Source organism: Saccharothrix deserti (assembly GCF_009769385.1).
In the GTDB taxonomy this organism is placed as follows: Bacteria; Actinomycetota; Actinomycetes; order Mycobacteriales; family Pseudonocardiaceae; genus Actinosynnema; species Actinosynnema deserti.
The window spans coordinates 375,484-393,857 of record NZ_ML775960.1; the positions used below are offsets into that span (position 1 = coordinate 375,484).

At 70.2% G+C, this 18,374-nt stretch carries 24 protein-coding genes; 8 read left to right on the plus strand and 16 right to left on the minus strand.

What is annotated here, in order from left to right; genetic code table 11:
* The first annotated feature begins 57 nt into the window (after window positions 1–57).
* Entirely contained in the window at window positions 58–261 is a 204-nt protein-coding gene (locus FM051_RS03980) for a hypothetical protein (protein ID WP_158840694.1), read from the plus strand.
* A 222-nt stretch (window positions 262–483) separates the two neighbouring features.
* On the opposite strand, the gene FM051_RS03985 is transcribed toward FM051_RS03980, so the two are convergent.
* The gene (locus FM051_RS03985; RefSeq protein WP_158840696.1) at window positions 484–927 is read right to left on the minus strand and encodes an anthrone oxygenase family protein; all 444 of its coding nucleotides are present in this window, start codon (window positions 925–927) and stop codon (window positions 484–486) included.
* 71 nt (window positions 928–998) lie between these two features.
* Here FM051_RS03985 and FM051_RS03990 point away from each other — a divergent pair, with 71 nt between their 5' ends.
* Together FM051_RS03990 and FM051_RS03995 are read left to right on the plus strand one after the other, a co-directional pair.
* Window positions 999–1,925: an AraC family transcriptional regulator gene (locus FM051_RS03990; RefSeq protein WP_158840698.1), complete on the plus strand. Its 927-nt coding sequence runs from the start codon at window positions 999–1,001 to the stop codon at window positions 1,923–1,925.
* Window positions 1,926–2,129: 204 nt separating this feature from the next.
* On the plus strand, window positions 2,130–3,080 hold the full coding sequence (locus tag FM051_RS03995; protein WP_158840700.1) for an SMP-30/gluconolactonase/LRE family protein: 951 nt from the start codon (window positions 2,130–2,132) through the stop codon (window positions 3,078–3,080).
* 111 nt (window positions 3,081–3,191) lie between these two features.
* On the opposite strand, the gene FM051_RS04000 is transcribed toward FM051_RS03995, so the two are convergent.
* Together FM051_RS04000 and FM051_RS04005 are read right to left on the minus strand one after the other, a co-directional pair.
* Window positions 3,192–4,577 (minus strand): glycine--tRNA ligase, encoded by a 1,386-nt coding sequence (locus FM051_RS04000; protein WP_158840702.1) that lies wholly within the window; start codon window positions 4,575–4,577, stop codon window positions 3,192–3,194.
* A 215-nt stretch (window positions 4,578–4,792) separates the two neighbouring features.
* The gene (locus FM051_RS04005; RefSeq protein WP_158840704.1) at window positions 4,793–5,173 is read right to left on the minus strand and encodes an antibiotic biosynthesis monooxygenase family protein; all 381 of its coding nucleotides are present in this window, start codon (window positions 5,171–5,173) and stop codon (window positions 4,793–4,795) included.
* 17 nt (window positions 5,174–5,190) lie between these two features.
* On the opposite strand from FM051_RS04005, the gene FM051_RS04010 reads away from it, so the two are divergent.
* Genes FM051_RS04010 through FM051_RS04020 form a run of 3 tightly spaced genes read left to right on the plus strand, consistent with a single transcriptional unit; the run spans window position 5,191 to window position 6,332 of the window.
* Entirely contained in the window at window positions 5,191–5,457 is a 267-nt protein-coding gene (locus FM051_RS04010; RefSeq protein WP_238412115.1) for a hypothetical protein, read from the plus strand.
* A 45-nt stretch (window positions 5,458–5,502) separates the two neighbouring features.
* The gene (locus tag FM051_RS04015) at window positions 5,503–5,904 is read left to right on the plus strand and encodes an ArsR/SmtB family transcription factor (protein ID WP_158840707.1); all 402 of its coding nucleotides are present in this window, start codon (window positions 5,503–5,505) and stop codon (window positions 5,902–5,904) included.
* On the plus strand, window positions 5,901–6,332 hold the full coding sequence (locus FM051_RS04020) for a Fur family transcriptional regulator (protein WP_158840709.1): 432 nt from the start codon (window positions 5,901–5,903) through the stop codon (window positions 6,330–6,332). The genes FM051_RS04015 and FM051_RS04020 overlap by 4 nt, the downstream gene beginning before the upstream one ends.
* Here FM051_RS04020 and FM051_RS04025 read toward each other — a convergent pair.
* From FM051_RS04025 to FM051_RS04060, 8 genes are all read right to left on the minus strand, one after another.
* The gene (locus FM051_RS04025) at window positions 6,320–7,054 is read right to left on the minus strand and encodes a TIGR03943 family putative permease subunit (RefSeq protein WP_158840711.1); all 735 of its coding nucleotides are present in this window, start codon (window positions 7,052–7,054) and stop codon (window positions 6,320–6,322) included. The two genes, FM051_RS04020 and FM051_RS04025, sit on opposite strands and share 13 nt — an antisense overlap.
* The gene (locus tag FM051_RS04030) at window positions 7,051–8,061 is read right to left on the minus strand and encodes a permease (protein ID WP_158840713.1); all 1,011 of its coding nucleotides are present in this window, start codon (window positions 8,059–8,061) and stop codon (window positions 7,051–7,053) included. Before FM051_RS04030 ends, FM051_RS04025 begins: the two co-directional genes overlap by 4 nt.
* Before the next feature lie 269 nt (window positions 8,062–8,330).
* The gene (locus tag FM051_RS04035) at window positions 8,331–8,603 is read right to left on the minus strand and encodes a hypothetical protein (protein WP_158840715.1); all 273 of its coding nucleotides are present in this window, start codon (window positions 8,601–8,603) and stop codon (window positions 8,331–8,333) included.
* Complete coding sequence (locus FM051_RS04040) at window positions 8,603–9,031, minus strand: YbjN domain-containing protein (protein ID WP_338019449.1); 429 nt, start codon at window positions 9,029–9,031, stop codon at window positions 8,603–8,605. The genes FM051_RS04035 and FM051_RS04040 overlap by 1 nt, the downstream gene beginning before the upstream one ends.
* Complete coding sequence (locus tag FM051_RS04045; RefSeq protein ID WP_158840717.1) at window positions 9,028–9,849, minus strand: isoprenyl transferase; 822 nt, start codon at window positions 9,847–9,849, stop codon at window positions 9,028–9,030. The genes FM051_RS04040 and FM051_RS04045 overlap by 4 nt, the downstream gene beginning before the upstream one ends.
* Before the next feature lie 62 nt (window positions 9,850–9,911).
* Window positions 9,912–10,664, minus strand: coding sequence for a DNA repair protein RecO (gene recO, locus FM051_RS04050; RefSeq protein ID WP_158840719.1), 753 nt, complete (start codon window positions 10,662–10,664; stop codon window positions 9,912–9,914).
* A gap of 18 nt (window positions 10,665–10,682) precedes the next feature.
* Window positions 10,683–11,579: a GTPase Era gene (gene era / locus FM051_RS04055; RefSeq protein ID WP_158840721.1), complete on the minus strand. Its 897-nt coding sequence runs from the start codon at window positions 11,577–11,579 to the stop codon at window positions 10,683–10,685.
* A 36-nt stretch (window positions 11,580–11,615) separates the two neighbouring features.
* On the minus strand, window positions 11,616–12,701 hold the full coding sequence (locus FM051_RS04060) for a hypothetical protein (RefSeq protein ID WP_158840723.1): 1,086 nt from the start codon (window positions 12,699–12,701) through the stop codon (window positions 11,616–11,618).
* A 243-nt stretch (window positions 12,702–12,944) separates the two neighbouring features.
* Between FM051_RS04060 and FM051_RS04065 the strand changes: the two genes are divergently transcribed.
* Window positions 12,945–13,385 (plus strand): ester cyclase, encoded by a 441-nt coding sequence (locus FM051_RS04065; protein ID WP_158840725.1) that lies wholly within the window; start codon window positions 12,945–12,947, stop codon window positions 13,383–13,385.
* A gap of 19 nt (window positions 13,386–13,404) precedes the next feature.
* Entirely contained in the window at window positions 13,405–14,301 is an 897-nt protein-coding gene (locus FM051_RS04070) for an ester cyclase (RefSeq protein WP_158840727.1), read from the plus strand.
* Window positions 14,302–14,380: 79 nt separating this feature from the next.
* On the opposite strand, the gene FM051_RS04075 is transcribed toward FM051_RS04070, so the two are convergent.
* The 5 genes from FM051_RS04075 to FM051_RS04095 form a co-directional block, all read right to left on the minus strand.
* Window positions 14,381–14,719 carry a cytidine deaminase gene (locus tag FM051_RS04075; RefSeq protein ID WP_158840729.1) on the minus strand — a complete coding sequence of 113 codons (339 nt, stop codon included), beginning with the start codon at window positions 14,717–14,719 and terminating at the stop codon, window positions 14,381–14,383.
* A complete protein-coding gene (locus FM051_RS04080; protein WP_158841056.1) occupies window positions 14,712–16,007 on the minus strand; it encodes a hemolysin family protein in 1,296 nt (431 codons plus the stop codon). Before FM051_RS04080 ends, FM051_RS04075 begins: the two co-directional genes overlap by 8 nt.
* Window positions 16,008–16,020: 13 nt before the next feature.
* Complete coding sequence (gene ybeY / locus FM051_RS04085) at window positions 16,021–16,575, minus strand: rRNA maturation RNase YbeY (RefSeq protein ID WP_158840731.1); 555 nt, start codon at window positions 16,573–16,575, stop codon at window positions 16,021–16,023.
* 5 nt (window positions 16,576–16,580) lie between these two features.
* Window positions 16,581–17,657, minus strand: a complete 1,077-nt coding sequence (locus FM051_RS04090; protein ID WP_158840733.1) for a PhoH family protein — start codon at window positions 17,655–17,657, stop codon at window positions 16,581–16,583.
* A gap of 269 nt (window positions 17,658–17,926) precedes the next feature.
* Window positions 17,927–18,268: a histidine triad nucleotide-binding protein gene (locus FM051_RS04095; protein WP_158840735.1), complete on the minus strand. Its 342-nt coding sequence runs from the start codon at window positions 18,266–18,268 to the stop codon at window positions 17,927–17,929.
* Window positions 18,269–18,374: the final 106 nt, after the last annotated feature.

Sequence of the window (18,374 nt, forward strand, 5' to 3'; positions counted from 1 at the left end):
ACCTGTAAGGCCGATGGGGTCGACCAGGTGCGGAGGTGTTCCTGCCGTCCTCGTCCGGTGGTCGGGGCGACGCACGCCGCGGCGTCGCGGCGCTTCGTGCCGACGACCTGGCGCGAGGCGTTCTCGGCGGGTCTGGCCGGCGACGATCGGGTGGACCAAGATCGCGGCTCGGGACCGTTGCGGCACTCCCGGACGGGTTCCTCTTCGGACCCGGCCGCCGTCGCGTGCACGGCGGGAGCGACCCGCACGACCTGGGCGTGACCGAACGGTGATGGGGCCAGCACGGCGAGGAGCGCCAATGCGACCATTGTTACGACAACACGCGCCATGACACCCCCCGATGAGCTGCGACTGACTCCAGTGTCACAAAGCAGGGTGACGTGAGGGTTAATGCGGAAGCTTCTTCGTGCACTCACCTGGATATTCACTCGATGGTTCGTGACGCAGATCATCAAACGGGTGAACGATCACCCACCGTGACGACTAGTGGAGGGCGGCCAGCACGAACGACGCACCGGCGGCGAGCGACAGGAGCGCCCGGACGTGGTTCGCGGGCACCCACTCGCGGAGGTAGCGCTCCCAGTACTCGGGCGTGCCGAGCCGTTCCAGCTCGTTGTTGCGCGGGACGTGGAAGGCGGCCGTGAACACGATCCCGCCCAGGACGTAGAGGGCCGCGCCCGCCCACGCCCACGGGTCGCCCTCGAACGCCGCGACCACGCCGACGACCGCCGTGCCGAGGAAGAGCCCGAGGAACGCCGGGTTCACCAGGGCGGTGTTGATCGACCGCATGGCGGCGATGCCCTCCGCCGGCTCGGCCCGCCGCAGACCGGGCATGACCATCGCGGAGAACGCGAAGAAGACTCCTGCCATCATCCCGCAGCCGAGGGCCGCGATGATCGTCACCGTGGGGAACATGCGGTCAGTCAAGTCGACGGGTCCTGGACTTTCCATCGCCTGAGAGCTCGAACGCATACGCGGGCGTCTCTAGGCTTGCGCACGTGGACGCTCTCGCCGGGCTGCTGGACGGGCCGCGCGCTCGTGGCGCGTTCCTCATGCGCACCGTCCTCGACCCGCCGTGGTCGCTGCGCATCGAGGACCGCGCGCCGTTGTCCGTGGTGGCGCTGGTGCGCGGCTCCGGGTGGCTGGTGGCCGGTGACGGCGTTCCCGTGCCGCTGCACGCCGGTGACGTGGCGGTGCTGCGCGGGCCCGACCCGTACACGTTGGCCGACGACCCGGCCACGCCGGTGCAGGCGGTGATCCACCCCGGCGAGATCAGCACCACCCCGGACGGCGCGGAGCTGTGCGAGCAGTGGGGGCTGGGCGTGCGGACTTGGGGCGCGAGCCCCGACGGGTCCGTGGTGATGCTCAGCGGCACGTACCAGCTGGACGGCGAGGTGAGCCGGCGGCTGCTGTCGGTGCTGCCGCCGTCCCTCGTGGCGCCGAGCTCGGAACTGCCCCTGGTGCCGCTGCTGGCCGCGGAGATCGCACGCGACGAGCCGGGCCAGGAGGCGGTGCTGGACCGGTTGCTGGACCTGCTGCTGATCTCCGTGCTGCGGTCGTGGTTCTGCCGTCCGGAGGCCAACGCGCCGACGTGGTACTCGGCGCACGCCGACCCGGTGGTGGGGCGTGCGCTGCGGCTCCTGCACGGCGACCCGGCCCGTCCGTGGACGGTCGCCGCGCTGGCCGAGGCGGTCGGCGTGTCGCGGGCGGCGTTGGCCAGGCGGTTCACCGAACTGGTCGGCGAACCGCCGATGGCCTACCTGACCGACTGGCGGCTCACCCTGGCCGCCGACCTGCTGCGCGAGCCGTCCGCCACCCTCGCCGCGGTGGCCCGCCGGGTCGGCTACAGCACCGCGTTCGCGCTCAGCACGGCGTTCAAACGGGAACGCGGTATCAGCCCATCCGAACACCGCGCCAACGCCTGAACGCCGCCCGGTCGACACATCCCCGTGGTTATCCCGTCCAGCCGCACAAGATGCACGGCTTCATCCCCGTGGGTGACGTCGCAGAGCGTCCGGCGAGTCGGCAGCTCAAGCTGGGTTGACGGGCGCGACGTGGCGTTTTCCGGATGATCCGGAATTCCCCGTGGCCCCGACCACCCACTGGGGACACGACAGGAGTCCAATCACATGATCCCCCGAAACCACCCGTTCTCCCGGGTCCTGCGGCGCGCGGCCGTGCCGCTGCTGACGCTGGGACTGCTGGTCGGCTCCGTCACGCCGGCCACCGCAACCGGCACCGCCACCAGACCGGACCAGGTCATCGTGCTGCCGGGCGCCACGTCCGCCGAGGGCATCGCCGCCGGCATCGGGTCGACCTTCTACGCCGGTGACCTCTTCACCGGCGACATCTTCCGCGGTGACATCCGACGCGGCACCGCGACGCTGTTCATCGACGCACCCGACGGTCGGATGGCGGCCGGGATGAAGGTCGACGTGCGGCACGGCCTGCTCTTCGTCGCCGGCGGACCGACCGGCCAGGCATACGTCTACAACATCCACACCCGCGCGCCCGTCGCCACCCTCCAGCTCACCGCCGCCGGCCTCATCAACGACGTGGTCATCACCCGCCGCGGCGCCTGGTTCACCGACTCCACGCAGGCGAAGCTCTTCTTCGTGCCGATCGCCGTGCACGGCGCGCTGGGGGCGGTCCACACGCTCGACCTCACCGGCCCGGCCGCCGACATCAGCGGCGACTTCAACCTCAACGGGATCCAGGCCACCGCCGGCGGCCGGACCCTGATCGTCGCCCACACCGCGAACGCACGGCTCTACACCGTCGACCCCGCCACCGGTGCCTCCGCGCTCATCGAGGGTGTCGAGGTGCCCAACGTCGACGGCATCGTGCTCCAGGGCCGGCGGCTGTGGGCGGTGCGGAACTTCGACAACCGGATCGACCGCTTCCAGCTGAGCGGTGACCTGGGTCACGGCACGCTGGAGAAGGTGATCACCAGTCCGTTCTTCGGCGTCCCGGCCACGGCGGCGTTGTTCGGCAGCCGGCTCGCCGCGGTGAACGCGCACTTCGACACCGGTTTCCCGCCCACCTCACCCACTTACGAAGTGGTCGTCGTCGACGCCTGACCAGCGTCGTGCGGGCAGACCCGTCGGCCGTTGAACCGGGAGCTGCCCGGTCACCCCGAGGGCGACCGGGCAGCTCGACGTCCACCGGTGAATCCGTCGCGGACCGTGTGCTCAGGCGCCGATCAGGCGGGCCGCCAGGTAGCCCTCGAGCTGGTCCATCGACACGCGCTCCTGCGACATCGTGTCCCGCTCCCGCACCGTCACCGCGTGGTCGGTGAGGGTGTCGAAGTCGACCGTCACGCAGAACGGCGTGCCGATCTCGTCCTGCCTGCGGTAGCGGCGGCCGATGGCGCCCGCGTCGTCGAACTCGATGTTCCAGTGCTTGCGCAGGGAGTTGGCCAGGTCCTTCGCCTTCGGCGACAGGTCGGCGTTGCGCGACAGCGGCAGCACCGCGGCCTTGACCGGGGCCAGCCTGCGGTCCAGGCGCAGCACGACCCGCTTGTCCACGCCGCCCTTGGCGTTCGGCGCCTCGTCCTCGGTGTAGGCCTCCAGCAGGAACGCCATCATCGGCCGGCCGACACCCGCGGCGGGCTCGATCACGAACGGCCGGTAGCGCGAGTTGGTGGCCTGGTCGAAGTACGACAGGTCGACGCCCGAGTGGTTCGAGTGCGTGTTCAGGTCGAAATCGGTGCGGTTCGCGATGCCTTCCAGCTCGCCCCACTCCTGACCGCCGAACTGGAAGCGGTACTCGATGTCGACGGTGCGCTTCGAGTAGTGCGAGAGCTTTTCCTTCGGGTGCTCGTAATGCCGCAGGTTCTCCTTGGAGATGCCCAGCTCGGTGTACCAGCGCGAGCGCTCGTCGATCCAGTACTGGTGCCATTCCTCGTCGGTGCCCGGCTCGACGAAGAACTCCATCTCCATCTGCTCGAACTCGCGCGTGCGGAAGATGAAGTTGCCCGGCGTGATCTCGTTGCGGAAGCTCTTGCCGATCTGGCCGATGCCGAACGGCGGCTTGCGACGCGACGTGGTCTGCACGTTCAGGAAGTTCGTGAAGATGCCCTGCGCGGTCTCCGGGCGCAGGTAGTGCAGGCCCTCGTCGGTCTCGACCGGGCCGAGGTGGGTCTTGAGCAGGCCGTTGAACATCTTCGGCTCGGTGTACTGACCGCGGGTGCCGCAGTTCGGGCACGGCACGTCGGAGACGTCACCCTCGGCGACGTCCTTGCCGGTGCGCTCGGCGTACTCCTCGACCAACGTGTCCTGCCGGAACCGCTTGTGGCACGAGTTGCACTCGATCAGCGGGTCGACGAACGCCTCGACGTGACCGGACGCCACCCACACCTCGCGCGGCAGGATCACCGACGAGTCCAGGCCGACGACGTCCTCACGGCCCCGCACCATGTAGTTCCACCACTGGCGCTTGATGTTGTCCTTCAGCTCGACACCGAGCGGACCGTAGTCCCAGGCCGACCTTGTGCCGCCGTAGATCTCGCCGCACGGGTACACGAACCCGCGACGCTTGCACAGGCTGACGACGGTCTCGATGCGATCGGCTGCCACGGACACTCCATCGGGAGATGCAGAAAGGGATGGTAAACGGGCTTGCCAGGGTAGTCCTTGCGGTCGGGCCGCCATCGGGCGACCACGGCACACCTGTGCTTACGCTGCCGGGATGGCGGACAAGTCGCGCGTGATGTGGGACTTCGCCGACCTGACGGCGACCGAGGGACGCCTGCGGGCCGTGAGCGCCTGCGGGCCGTGAGTTGTCGCCGGAACTAGCGCGGGGTGGTCGGGCCGGCGGCCTCACCCAGGCGGACGGTGCCGGCGTCGTGGGCCAGCAGGCTCACCTCGCGGCGAACGGCTCCGTCCACCGCGACCAGCAGCGGCTCGTAGGCGGCCGGTTCGTCGGTGTTCGCCTCCGACAGGAGCGGGATGACGTGCTCGCGCACCTCAAACGGCGACATCGCCCTCCGGTACGCCACCACCGAGTCGAACTCGACCGTCAGCACGAACCGGTCCGCCTCGTCGGTCGACCGGGACAGCTGGGCCCGCCGACAACCGGGCTGGGCCGTGAGCAGCACCAACGCCCGGTCGACACGCTCGGTGAACGCCTCGACACCACTTTCCGCCACGGTGAAGCGGCACACGAGCAGCACGGTGCAAGGATGCCATGGTGGCTGGTGACTCGAAGCGGACCCTGATCCCCGGTGCTGGACCGCTCTCGCGGGTGCCCGCGCCGGCGGCGTTCCTGCTGGTCCTCGCGCTGTTCGGGCTGGGCGTGTGGTTGCAGGGCACGGTGGGCGCCCTGCTGCTGGGCCTGTTGGTGCTCGGTGTGGCGGCACTTCTGGCGACAACCTGGCCCCTGCTCACCCCGAGCGCGCGCCTCCTGAGGGTGCTCGTACTCGCCGTGTTGGTGCTCATCACGGTGTCCGTGCTCTAGCGCCGTAGTATCGGTGGTGAAAATCCATACCACGTGGGAGGCGCCGTGACGGTCGGAGTGCGGGGCGAGCACGTGCACTCCCCGGAACGCCACGTACCCCCGCCCGCGCCGCCGAAGCCGACCCGGACCCTGTCCGCGGCCGGTGAGCTGCTGCGTGCGCTCGCCGCGCCGGTGCGGATCGCGATCGTGCTGCAACTGCGCGAGGCGGACCGGTGCGTGCACGAGCTGGTCGAGGCGCTGGGCGTGGCCCAGCCGCTGATCAGCCAGCACCTGCGGGTGCTCAAGGCCGCGGGCGTGGTGCACGGCGAGCGGCACGGCCGCGAGGTCGTCTACCGGCTCGTCGACGAGCACTTGGCGCACATCGTGGTGGACGCGGTCACTCACGTGGACGAGGGGCCGCGTGGTATCAACCAGACCGACCGGACCCCCCGGACGGAGGAGATGTGACCACTAGCGAGCGCCCGACCACCGCGGTGCCAGGGCTGCGTTCGACCAAGCAGCGCACCGCCGTGTCCAAGCTGCTCGACTCGCTCGACGAGTTCCGCTCGGCCCAGGAGCTGCACGAGGAGCTGCGCAAGCGCGGCGAGGGCATCGGCCTGACCACGGTCTACCGCACGCTCCAGTCGCTGGCCGACGCCGGCGAGGTGGACGTGCTGCGCACCGACACCGGTGAGGCGATCTACCGCCGCTGCTCGCAGCACCACCATCACCACCTGGTGTGCCGCAGCTGCGGCCGCACGGTGGAGGTCGAGGGCCCGGCCGTGGAGAAGTGGGCCGACCGGATCGCGGCGGAGAACGGGTTCGTCGAGGTCAGCCACACCGTGGAGATCTTCGGCACGTGCCAGGACTGCTCCGGCAAGGTTCAGCCCTCGTAGGTGTCCTCCGGCGTGACGATCGGCACGACCTGCGAGACGGTGAACGTCGGCACGAACGCGGTCTCCTTGGTCGCCGAGCCGGGCACCACCCGGCCGGTGGCCTCGATCCACTGGTCGGTCGGCAGCGCGTCGAAGTTCTGACCCACCATCTTCGCCTTGACCGGCGAGGCGTCGGCGGCGCAGCACGAGATGGTCAGCCGGGCGACGAACACGTCACCGTCCTTGCGCACCACGAACCCGGTGAGCTTGACCGTGCGGTCGTTCAGCGAGCCGGAGTCGTCCCACGCGGTGCGGGTGACGAACTCGCCGATGCTGAGCGGGACGACCTCGTCGGACGGCAGCGCCGCGAACCCGTTCGACGCGTTGGCCTCCTGGGCGGCGTTGCGGTCGGACCGGTTGACCGTGTCCGCGCCGAGCGCCGGCGGGCTGATCAGGAACACCGCGAGCACCGGCAGCAGGAGCATCCACGGGCTGCGCGACGTGCCGTGCTCGTGCCCGGCGTGCTCGATCGCGCTGTGCTCGACCCCGTTGGGGTCCCCCTGGCCGCCGCGGATGTCGCGCACGATCGACACCAGGGCCAGCACGACCATGGTGGCGCCGGTGACGACCAGCCACGGCTGCAACGACTCCTTGACGTACCGCAGGTACGTGCCGGTCAGCGCCAGCTTCAGCAGCGCGCCGCCGAGCAGGACCAACAGGATGTTCTGGGTCTCGCGCCTCACAGGAACACCGCTCCCGCCGCCAGTGCGGACGCGATCGCCACCACGAACGTGGCCGGGGCGAAGCGCGCCGCGAACTTTTTGCCGAACGCGCCCGCCTGCAGCGCGATGAGCTTGACGTCGACCGCCGGGCCGACCACCAGGAACACCAGCCGCGGCAGCAGCGGCAGCGCCGACATCGAGGCCGCGACGAACGCGTCGGCCTCGCTGCACAGCGCCAGCACCACGGCCAGCAGCGACAGCACCACCACGGCCAGCACGATCTGGCCGCCCAGCGTCTCCAGCCACGCCTGCGGCACGAGGACGTTGAACGCCGCCGCGAACACGCCGCCGAGCACGAGGAACCCGCCCGCGTCGACCAGGTCGTGCCGCGCGGTCTCGGCGAACACCACCCAGCGGGACGTGCCGTCGTGGTCGGGCAGCCGGCGCAGCGCGCGTTCGGCGATCCACTCGGCCTTGCCGAACCGGGTCCACAGCCAGCCCATGACGATGGCGGTGAGCAGCGCCCCGACGAACCGGGCGGGCACCATCATCGGCGCGTTGGGGAACGCCACCGCCGTGGCGACCAGCACGATCGGGTTCACCGCGGGTGCGGCGAGCAGGAACGTCAGCGCCACGGCGGGTGCGACGCCCTGCTGCATCAGGCGGCGGGAGACGGGCACGGACGCGCACTCGCAGCCCGGCAACGCCACCCCGGCGACGCCCGCGACGGGCACCGCCAGCGCGGTCCTCTTCGGCAACGCCCGGCGCAGCGCGCTGGCCGGGATGAACGCCGCGATCGCGCCGCTGATCAGGACACCGAGCACGAGGAACGGCAGTGCCTGCACGCAGACCGCGACGAACACCGTGGACGCGGTACGCAGGACCGGCACGTCGAGCACGCCGACCAACCAGTCCTGCAACACCAGCGCCAGCACGAGCAGCACGCAGAGCACTTCGAGCGAAGTGATCTTCCAGCGCGGCGGCGTGGGGCGCGGGCGTGATCCGCGGATCTCGCCAGTGATTGTCACTTCCGAGATGATGCCAGACCACCCGCCCGCACCTCACCGACGTACGTCGGGTTTTCCGCCACACTCCAGGACCGAGACCACCACCGTCACCCGGCCGACGCCTGCGAGCCCGACCGAGAATCCCGACCGAGATCTGACCACGCTTCGCAGGGGTCCTCGCCAGGGGACCCCTGTCTTTATTCTGCCGGTGGGGTCCGACAAATTCGCGACGTCGGCCCCTGCCTGTGGACAACTGCGAAAGCGCCGGCCGGAGACGACCCCCGACGCCGCTACTCGGTCTCTTCTTCCTCGTCACGCAGCTCGGCGATGGTCGCCAGGACGTCCGCCGCCTCCGTCACCGGCAACAGCGGTTCGACGACCGCCGTAACGCCGCGACTGGCGGTGAGCACCTCCTCGGCCAGCTTCACCGCGTCGTCCCGCTCGTAAGGGCCGCACACGAACGAAGCCCACTCCTCCCCCGCCGACGCCTCGAACGTGACGGCCCAGGGCAGGCCCTCCACGTCCGTCTCGTCGTCGGGCTCGTACACGATCACACCAGCCATCAGGCACCGTCCCCGGTTCCGGCCAGCAGCTCGTTGCGCAGCTGCGAGGCAGTGGACACGACCAACATCAGCAGCGTGCTCAACGGTTCCGGCTTGAGCCCTTCGGCCGGGAACGCGTAGCGCAACGTCACATCCATCCCACGCTCGGTGCGGACCACGCCGAGCGTGCCGAACAGGCCCTGCCCGGCGCGCTCGGCGGCGGACACCGCCAGGTTCCGGTCGTCCGGCAGGTCCCACGCCACCACGCAGGTCAGGCTGAGCACGGTCAGGCCCTCGGCCAGCCGCATCGCCTGCACCGCGCACGGCACTTCCGCGTGCTGGAAGCTCAGCGCGCCGTCGTCGTCGACGTGCACGTCGTGGAACATCTCCAACGCCTCACGGGCCGCGGTGAGCAGTTCCGCGGTCACCGCGGCGTCCTCGTCGGTCACTCCGAATCCTCCACGTCGGGTTTGTCCACGGCGCCACCGAAGCGCCGGTCGCGCATGGCGAACGCCTCACAGGCGCGCCACAGGTCCAGCCGGTTGAAATCCGGCCACAGGATGTCCTGGAACACCAGCTCCGCGTACGCCGACTGCCACAGCAGGAAGTTCGACGTGCGCTGCTCGCCGGACGGCCGGATGAACAGGTCCACGTCCGGCATGTCGGGCTGGTACATGTACTTGGCGACGGTGCGCTCGTCCACCTTCTCCGGGTTGATCTTCCCGGCGGCGGCCAGCCTGGCGATCTCCCGCGCCGCGTCGCCGACCTCGGCTCGCCCGCCGTAGTTGATGCACATCGCGAGGTTCAGCACGTCGTTGTCCTTCGTGCGCTCCTCGGCGACCTCGAGCTCCTTGATGACGCTGCGCCACAGTCTCGGCCGGCGGCCCGCCCAGCGCACCCGCACACCGAGTTCGTCCAGCTCGTCGGTGCGGTGGTGGATCACGTCGCGGCTGAAGCCCATCAGGAAGCGGACCTCCTCCGGGCTGCGCCGCCAGTTCTCGGTGGAGAACGCGTACAGCGACAGCCACTTCACGCCCAGCTCGATGGCGCCCTTGGCCGCCTCGACCACGACGGCCTCGCCGCGCTTGTGCCCCTCGATGCGGGACAGGCCGCGCTGGTTGGCCCAGCGGCCGTTGCCGTCCATCACGATCGCGATGTGCTTGGGCACGAGGTCCGCGGGCAGCACCGGCGGCGTCGCGCCGGTCGGGTGCGGTTCCGGGGGTCGGGGAACGCGCTGGACGCGCTCAACCCGCCGTCGGCGGAGCATGACTGTCCTCTCGGGTGACTGCGGGGGAGTTTTCGGGAGGGTGTTCGTGCGGCAGGCGGACTCTAACCGTCGGTCGGCTGCGCCTTTCGCTCGACCAAGGGCAGCGAGCGCAGCTGCCGTTCCAGGTGCCACTGGAGGTGCGCGGCGACCAGGCCGCTGGCGTCGCGACGTGCCCCGGTCGGAATGCCGTCCACCACGTCCCACTGGCCGTGCAGCAGGGCGGCGAGCAGGCGCAGCGTGTCGGCGGACGGCGTGGCGCTGCCCGGCGGACGGCACCGCGGGCACACCATGCCGCCCGCGTGCACGTTGAACGCCTTGTGCGGCCCCGGGTCACCGCAGCGCGCGCACTCGTCCACCGCCGGCGCCCAGCCCGCGAACGCCATGGCGCGCATCAGGTAGGCGTCGAGGATGAGCGAGGCGTCCCGTTCCTTGGCCGCGAGCGCCCGGAGCGCGCCGGTGACCAGCAGGTACAGCCGGAGGACGGGTTCGCCCTCCTCGGAGGTGAGCCGGTCGGCGGTCTCCAGCACCGCGCACGCCGCCGTGTAGCGCTGGTAGTCGTCCACCAGGACCACGCCGAACGCGTCCAGCGTCTCCACCTGGGTGATCACGTCGAGCGACCGTCCGGGGTAGAACTGCACGTCGACGTGCCCGAACGGCTCCAGCCGGGCGCCGAACCGGGACGACGTGCGGCGCACGCCCTTGGCCACCGCGCGCACCTTGCCGTGCTTCTGGGTGAGCAGCGTGATGATGCGGTCGGCCTCGCCGAGCTTCTGCACCCGCAGGACCACCCCGGTGTCCCGGTAGAGGTTCGCCACCTGGAAACCCCAGTCTGCCTAGAAGCCCAGCCTGCGCAACTGCTTCGGGTCGCGCTGCCAGTCTTTGGCGATCTTGATGTGCAGGTCGAGGTAGACGCGGGTGCCGAGCAGCTTCTCGATGTGCCTGCGGGACGTGATGCCGACCTGTTTCAGGCGTTCACCCCGGTGCCCCAGGATGATCGCCTTCTGGCTGGGGCGTTCGACGAACACGTTGGCGTGGATGTCCACCAGGTCGTCGCGGCCCTCGCGGGGCAGCATCTCCTCGACCACGACGGCGATCGAGTGCGGCAGCTCGTCCCGCACGCCCTCCAGCGCGGCCTCGCGGATCAGCTCGGCGATCAGGGTCAGCTCCGGCTCGTCGGTCAGCTCGCCGTCCGGGTAGAGCGGCGGGCCCTCGGGGAGCTTGCCCAGCACCAGGTCGGCGAGGGCGTCGACCTGGTAGCCGTCCACGGCGGAGACCGGGATCAGCTCGGCGAAGTCCATCACCTTCTGCAGCGCCAGCAGCTGCTCGGCGACCTGCTGCTGGCTCACCAGGTCGGTCTTGGTGACGATGCCGATGACCGGGGTGCGCTTGGCGATCTTCTCCAGCTCGGCGGCGATGAACTTGTCGCCGGGGCCGACCTTCTGGTCGGCGGGCACGCAGAACCCGACCACGTCCACCTCGGTCCACGTCTCCCGGACCAGGTCGTTGAGGCGCTGGCCGAGGAGGGTGCGCGGGCGGTGCAGGCCGGGGGTGTCCACGAGGACCAGCTGGCCGTCCTCGCGGTGCACGATGCCCCGGATGGTGTGGCGGGTGGTCTGCGGCTTGCTCGACGTGATCGCGACCTTGGTCCCGACCAGCGCGTTGGTCAACGTCGACTTGCCTGCGTTGGGGCGGCCGACGAAGCACGCGAACCCGGAACGGTAACCATCCATCCGTCCATTGTCCCCGCACCCTCCGGCCGCTCCCCGTCAGCCCTCGTCAGCCGTTGTCAACCCCTCGAACGCCCGCAACCCGAGCTTCGGCGCGATCTCCCGGCGAAACCACGGCAGGTAGTGGTCGTCGGGATCCTCGGAGGCCTCTCGGACCACGGCGCACCACTCGTCCCGGTCGAGCACGGCCCGGTAGCGGTCGACCAGCCGCGCTCGTCGCTCGGCCGTGGCGACCTCCATGGTGCCCAGGCGGTGGGCGATGGTGGCCGCCACGAGGTACCGGCGCAGGGTCGGCTGTTGGCGGTCCAGGTGGCCGACGTGTGCGCCCACGACCGCGTGCGCGGGTGGGTAGTGCTCAAGGGTCATGCCCATGCCGCCACAGTCGGCCATCGTCAGCAGGAGACGCCCGGTGTGATCCACGAGGTCGTCATCGGACTTGGCGGTGATGGCTTCGTGCAGGTGGGCGGCTGTCGCCACCTTGCCCGCGTAGTAGCCGTTGAGGAAATCGCCGTCGCACGCCCGCCGCAGCAGCCAATCCCGTGCGGCTCGACCACCGACCAGGCACAGGGCTTCCACCACGTAGACCCGTCCCCAGCCGGCGACCCGGTCGCCCAGCCACAACAGGGCGTCGGCGCCGCCCCGGCGGCGTTTCAGCGCCTCGGCGGCGAGCGGGCCGAACGAGTCGGACAGCAGGCCGATCGTGCGGATCAGCGGGATGTCGTCCTCGTCCCAGCCGGACGCGAGGAGCGCCAGGCCCACCGCGACCGCCTGACGATCCGTGCCGTGCCTGACCAGCCACCGCCCCGTCGTGCGGACGCGCTCCCGGTCCCACCGCAGGGCCGCGGCGGCGATGTGGTCGTTGCGGTGCATCGGCACGTAGAGGTCTCGGACGGCCTCGGCCAGGGCTTGCGGAGGCGCGTCACCGCCGAAGTGGCGGTCCAGGGCCTCGGCGACGTCAGCGCCGACCAGCCGCTGGTCGGCCTCAGGGCGGCGACGTCGTGGGCGTGGCTCGTCGGGTAGCGGTCTGCCGTCCCTCGGCAGCGGCCCGTCGGGGTGCTGCCGGTGCAGGCGCACGGCGTGGTCGTAGAGGCTGGTCCGGGGGCTTGCCCCGGTCGTCTCGCTCACCGGTGGGCGGGAGACTCGATTCTCTCGGTCATGATCGCGATGCTACCGGCCGCCGTCGGTCGCACGCGGCCCAATCGGTGTTCATGGTCGAGGCGAGGCACCCTTTCAGGCGTAGGCACTACTCCGTTTGGCTGGGCGACACCCCCGGCCCGGACACATGTGACCTACGGCACTAGTGCGAATGGCCTACGAGGCAGAGCCTTGTGGGCGCAATCGAGTGACCTAGCCCGACAAGGAGGCGAGATGGCGAAGAACGACCTCACACGCCTGGAAGAGGCGTGCGTCAAAGCCTGGGACCAGCACGACGCGGACTCCTTCGTGAACCTGCTCACGGAGGACTGCGTGCTGACCGACGACCTGGAACCGAAGCCCATGCGCTCGCGTGACGCGGCACGCCAGTACTTCGAGTCGTGGTCCTCCGCGTTCCCGGACATGCGGGTCAAGGAGAAGAACCGGGTGATCGGCGACGACTCGATCGCCGTCGAGCTGCAGATGAGCGGGACCAACACCGGGCCGCTCAACGTGGGCGGCAACCGGGTGGCGCCGACCGGCAAGAAGGTCAGCGCGGGTCTCAACATCTTCATGAAGGCCCAGGGCGGCAAGATCAAGGAGATCCACAGCCACTCCGACAACCTGACCATGATGAGCCAGCTCGGCCTGGCGAGCGCGTCCACACGAGCCTGACCGTCGACAAGGAGGGAACATGACGACGAAAGAAGAACTCCGGCGCCTGGACGATGTGGGTATCGCGTCGTGGGACCGACACGACCCGGATGCGTTCGTCAACCTGTTCGCGGACAACTTCGAGTGGGTCGACGACTCCCTGCCGGCGCCGATGCGCAGCCGTGAGGAGGCGCGCCGGTTCACCGAGTCGTGGTTCACCGCGTTCCCGGACATGCACCTGCGTGAGATCAACCGGGTCGTCGGGGACGACTCGGTCGCCTCGGAAGTCGAGTTCACCGGCACGAACCAGGGCCCGCTGAACTTCGGCGACCGGCAGATCCCCCCGACCGGCAAGAAGGTCTCGAGCCGCAGCACGGTGTTCGCCCGGATCGAGAACGGCAAGATCAAAGAGTTCCACACCCACCCCGACGCCATAGGCCTGATGGCCCAGCTCGGCGTGGTGGACTCCTCGCTGAGCCCCTCGCGCGCGGAGTCCGCCATGTCCAGGGAAGACCTCATCCGCCTGGACGACCAGCAGACCGAGGCGTTCAACCGGGGCGACGCCGACGCCTTCATCAACACGCTGGCGGACGACTTCGTGTGGATCGACGACGTCGCGCCGGAGCCGATCCGCGACCGCGACTCGGCGCGCCGGTACGTCCAGACCTGGATGACCGCGTTCCCGGACATGCGGGTGCGCGTGACCAACCGGGTCGTCGGCGACGACTCGGTGGCCGACGAGCTGGAGCTCACCGGCACCAACAGCGGTGAGCTGGACCTCGGCGGCGGCAACCGCGTGCCCGCGACCAGGCGGAAGGTCGCCGTCCGGGGCTCGTCCTTCATCAGGGCCCGCAACGGCAAGATCACCGAGTTCCACAGCTACAGCGACAACATGAGCATGCTCACGCAGCTCGGCCTGGCCGAAGCACCCGCCTGACCGTGTTGGATTGCCGACGCGACCTCGCGTGGTGGTTGGCCGTGTTGATGGCCGCGCCTCCGGCACGACCTCCAACGCGTCAGTCCAACACCGTTTCGAGCAACGCTCCCGAGGCGTCGGCGCGCAGGACCGGAGCGCCGGCGGTGAGGTCGCGGACGGCGGCCAGGGACTCCTGGTCCACGGCGTCGGCGGCGGTGACGACGGCGGCTGCCTCCAGGCCCTCGGCGCCGCTGGACACGGCTGCCGCCACCGCCGCCTGGAGCGCGGTCAGCTCGAGCGAGGGCAGCGCCACGGTGGTGGCCGTGTAGGTGCGGCCGTCGGTATCCCGGACGGCCGCACCTTCCGACGCGCCCGTGCGGGCCTTCGCCGAACGCGCCAGCGTGATGATCTTCTGGTCCTCGGGGTCGAGGTCAGTCACCGGGGTTCCCCTCGCCGTTGTCGCTGTTCACCGGCCGGACGAGCACCGTCGTGATGCGCATCCGCCCGCGTTCGTCCTTACCGCCCTCGGCCCGCATCCGCAGGCCCGCGATCTCCGCTTCCGTACCCGGCAGCGGCACGCGGCCCAGGCGCTGGGCCAGCAGACCGCCGACGGTCTCCACCTCGTGGTCGTCCAGTTCCGTGCCGAACAACGCGTCCAGGTCGTCCACCGGCAACCGCGCGCTGACCCGCACCGAGCCGTCGGTCAGGTGCTCCACCGGCGGCCGGTCGTCGGTGTCCGACTCGTCGGTGATCTCGCCGACGATCTCCTCGAGGATGTCCTCGATGGTGAGCAGCCCCGCCGTGCCGCCGTACTCGTCGACCACGATCGCCAGGTGGTTGCGCGACAGCTGCATCTCCCGCAGCAGGTCCGCGATCGGCTTCGAGTCCGGGATGAACGACGCGGGTTTCATCACGTCCGCCACGGACGTGCCGTTCGGCTCGTCGGCCAACGTCAGCCGCACCAGGTCCTTGAGGTTCACCACGCCGACGATGTCGTCGACGCTCTCCCCGATCACCGGCACCCGCGTGTAGCCGGTACGCAGGGACAGGGCCAGCGCCTGGCGGATCGACTTGGTCTGCTCGATCCACACGATCTCGGTGCGCGGCACCATCACCTCGCGCGCGATCGTGTCGCCCAGCTCGAAGACCGAGTGGATCATCTCCCGCTCGCCCTCGTCCACGACGCCGCGTTCCTGCGCCATGTCGACCAGCTCGCGCAACTCGACCTCGGACGAGAACGGCCCCTCGCGGAAGCCCTTGCCGGGGGTGATCGCGTTGCCGAACAGGATCAGCAGCCTGCTCAACGGCCCCAGCACGCGCCCGAGCACCCGGATCGGGCCCGCCGCGAGCAGGCTCACCGCATACGGGTGCTGCCTGCCGAGCGTCCGCGGACCCACGCCGACCAGCACGTACGACACCACGAGCATGCTCAGCCCGGCGACCAGCATGGCGACCCAGTCGGTGGCGATGAGCTCGAAGCACACCACCGTCACCAGCACGGTCGCCGCCAGCTCGCAGCCCAGCCGCAGCAACAGCAGCAGGTTCACGTGCCGCGGCCGGTCGGCCAGCAGCTGGATCAACTGCCCGGTGCCCGCCCGACCCTGCCGCTGCAACGCCTCGACCCGCGCCCGCGACACCGTGCCCAGCGCGGCGTCCGCACCCGCGAACGCACCGGCCGTCAACACCAACACCACGGCCAGCACCAGCAAGCCGGCGGAACTGCCTATCACCTCGGCCGCCTCAGGGTGTCGGCTCGGGCCGGTCCGCGTCTTCCAGGCCGACCGCCCCGAGGAGCTTCGAGTCGGCCTCGCGCTGCGCCGACTTGCGCTCCGCCTCGGCCGCCGCGGTGCGGAAGTCGCCCAGGATGCGGTTCTGCAGCGTGAACATCTCCCGCTCCTCGGCGGGCTCGGCGTGGTCGTAGCCGAGCAGGTGCAGCACGCCGTGCACGGTCAGCAGGTGCAGTTCGTCCAGCAGGCTGTGGCCCGCCTTCTTGGCCTGGTCCTTGGCGAAGTCCGGGCACAGCACGATGTCCCCGAGCAGCGCCGGGCCGAGGCCCGCCGCGTCGGGACGGCGCGCCGAGTCCAGCTCGTCCATCGGGAACGCCATCACGTCCGTCGGGCCCGGCAGGTCCATCCAGCGCTGGTGCAGGTCCGCCATCACGTCCAGCTCCACCAGCAGGACGGACAACTCGGCCAACGGGCTGACGCCCATCCGGTCCAGGGCGAACCGGGCGGCGGAGACGATGGACGGCTCGTCCACGTTCACGCCCGACTCGTTCGCGATCTCGATGCTCACGGCGCCTATCGTCCCCGGCGTTGCCCACGTGACCGCGCACCGGGTCCGGCGTGGTGCTGGTGCCGGTCGCCCGCGTCACCCTCGTCCTGCTCGACCTGCCACTTCTCGTAGGCGTCCACGATGTCCGCGACCAGCCGGTGGCGGACCACGTCGTTGCTGGTCAGGATGGAGAAGTGGACGTCGTCCACGCCTTCGAGGATGTCCTTGACGACCCTCAGGCCGCTGCGCTGCCCGCCGGGCAGGTCGACCTGGGTGATGTCGCCGGTCACCACGACCTTCGAGCCGAAGCCCAATCGGGTGAGGAACATCTTCATCTGTTCGGGCGTCGTGTTCTGCGCCTCGTCGAGGATGATGAACGCGTCATTAAGCGTGCGCCCACGCATGTAGGCCAGAGGGGCGACCTCGATCGTGCCCGCCTGGGTGAGGCGCGGGATCGACTCCGGGTCGACCATGTCGTGCAGCGCGTCGTACAGGGGGCGCAGGTACGGGTCGATCTTCTCGTAGAGCGTGCCGGGCAGGTAGCCCAGCCGCTCGCCCGCCTCGACCGCCGGCCTGGTCAGGATGATCCGGTTGACCTGCTTGGCCTGCAGCGCCTGCACGGCCTTCGCCATGGCCAGGTAGGTCTTGCCGGTGCCCGCGGGCCCGATGCCGAACACGATGGTGTTGTTGTCGATCGCGTCCACGTAGTGCTTCTGGTTCAGCGTCTTCGGCCGGATGGTGCGGCCGCGCCGGGAGATGATGTCGAGGCTCAGCACCTCGGCGGGCGACTCGCTGGTGCCCGCGGACAGCATCGCGACCGTGCGGCGGACCGTGTCCGGGCCGACCTGCTGGCCGCGGCTGGCGAGCGTGACCAGCTCGGAGAACACCCGTTCGGCGAACGCCACGTCGGCGGGTTGGCCGGAGAGGGTGACCTCGTTGCCGCGCACGTGCACGTCGGCGTCCAGCAGTTCCTCGGCGAGCCGGAGGTTCTCGTCACGCGACCCGAGCAGGGCGAGCACCGCACCGTCGGGCACGGCGAACTTGGATTGGGCGTCGGCCGCGGCCTGGCCTGCCTGCGGCGTGTTGTCAGCGGTACCGGCCACGTGGCCTCGGGCCCTCTTCCTGCGCGTTCGCGCCGTGCTCGGACAATCTGCGTGTGAATTCGACCTACCCGGTCGATGCTAGCCGTCCCCACCGACACTCCGCACCGGAGTAAGGAACGGGTTGGACACGGCCTGATCTACTCGAGGCCGTGGAGGAGTTGCGCCTGCCCACCTCCGACGACCTGCCCGCCTGCCTCCGCCTGGCACGGGACCGGCAGTGGCCCGAGGAACCGGACAAGTGGGCGTTCCTGCTCCGGGTGCGTCAGGCCTCAGGCCAGCGGGCCGAGCCGTCGTCCGCCGAGGACGTGCAGGTGGGCGTGGAAGACGGTCTGGCCCGCGTCCGCACCGGTGTTGAACAGCAGTCGGTAGCCGCTGCCGGCGACGCCCTCGGACTTCGCCACCTCGCCGGCGGCCAGGAACAGGTCGTCCAGCACGGTGGGCGCGGCGGCGGCCAGGGTCACGGCGTCCGGGGCGTGCACCTTGGGCACCAGGACCACGTGTGTCGGCGCTTGCGGTGAGATGTCGCGGAACGCCAGCGTGGTGTCGGTCTCGTGCACCACGGTGGCCGGGATCTCGCGGGCGACGATGCGGCAGAACAGGCAGTCGGACATGGCTCCGCAGGCTACTCACCACCCGCCATCCCAGCCGTAGGACTCACGCGCTCCGAACGTAGGACACACGCGTTCTGGACGTAGGACACACGCGTTCTGGAGGTAG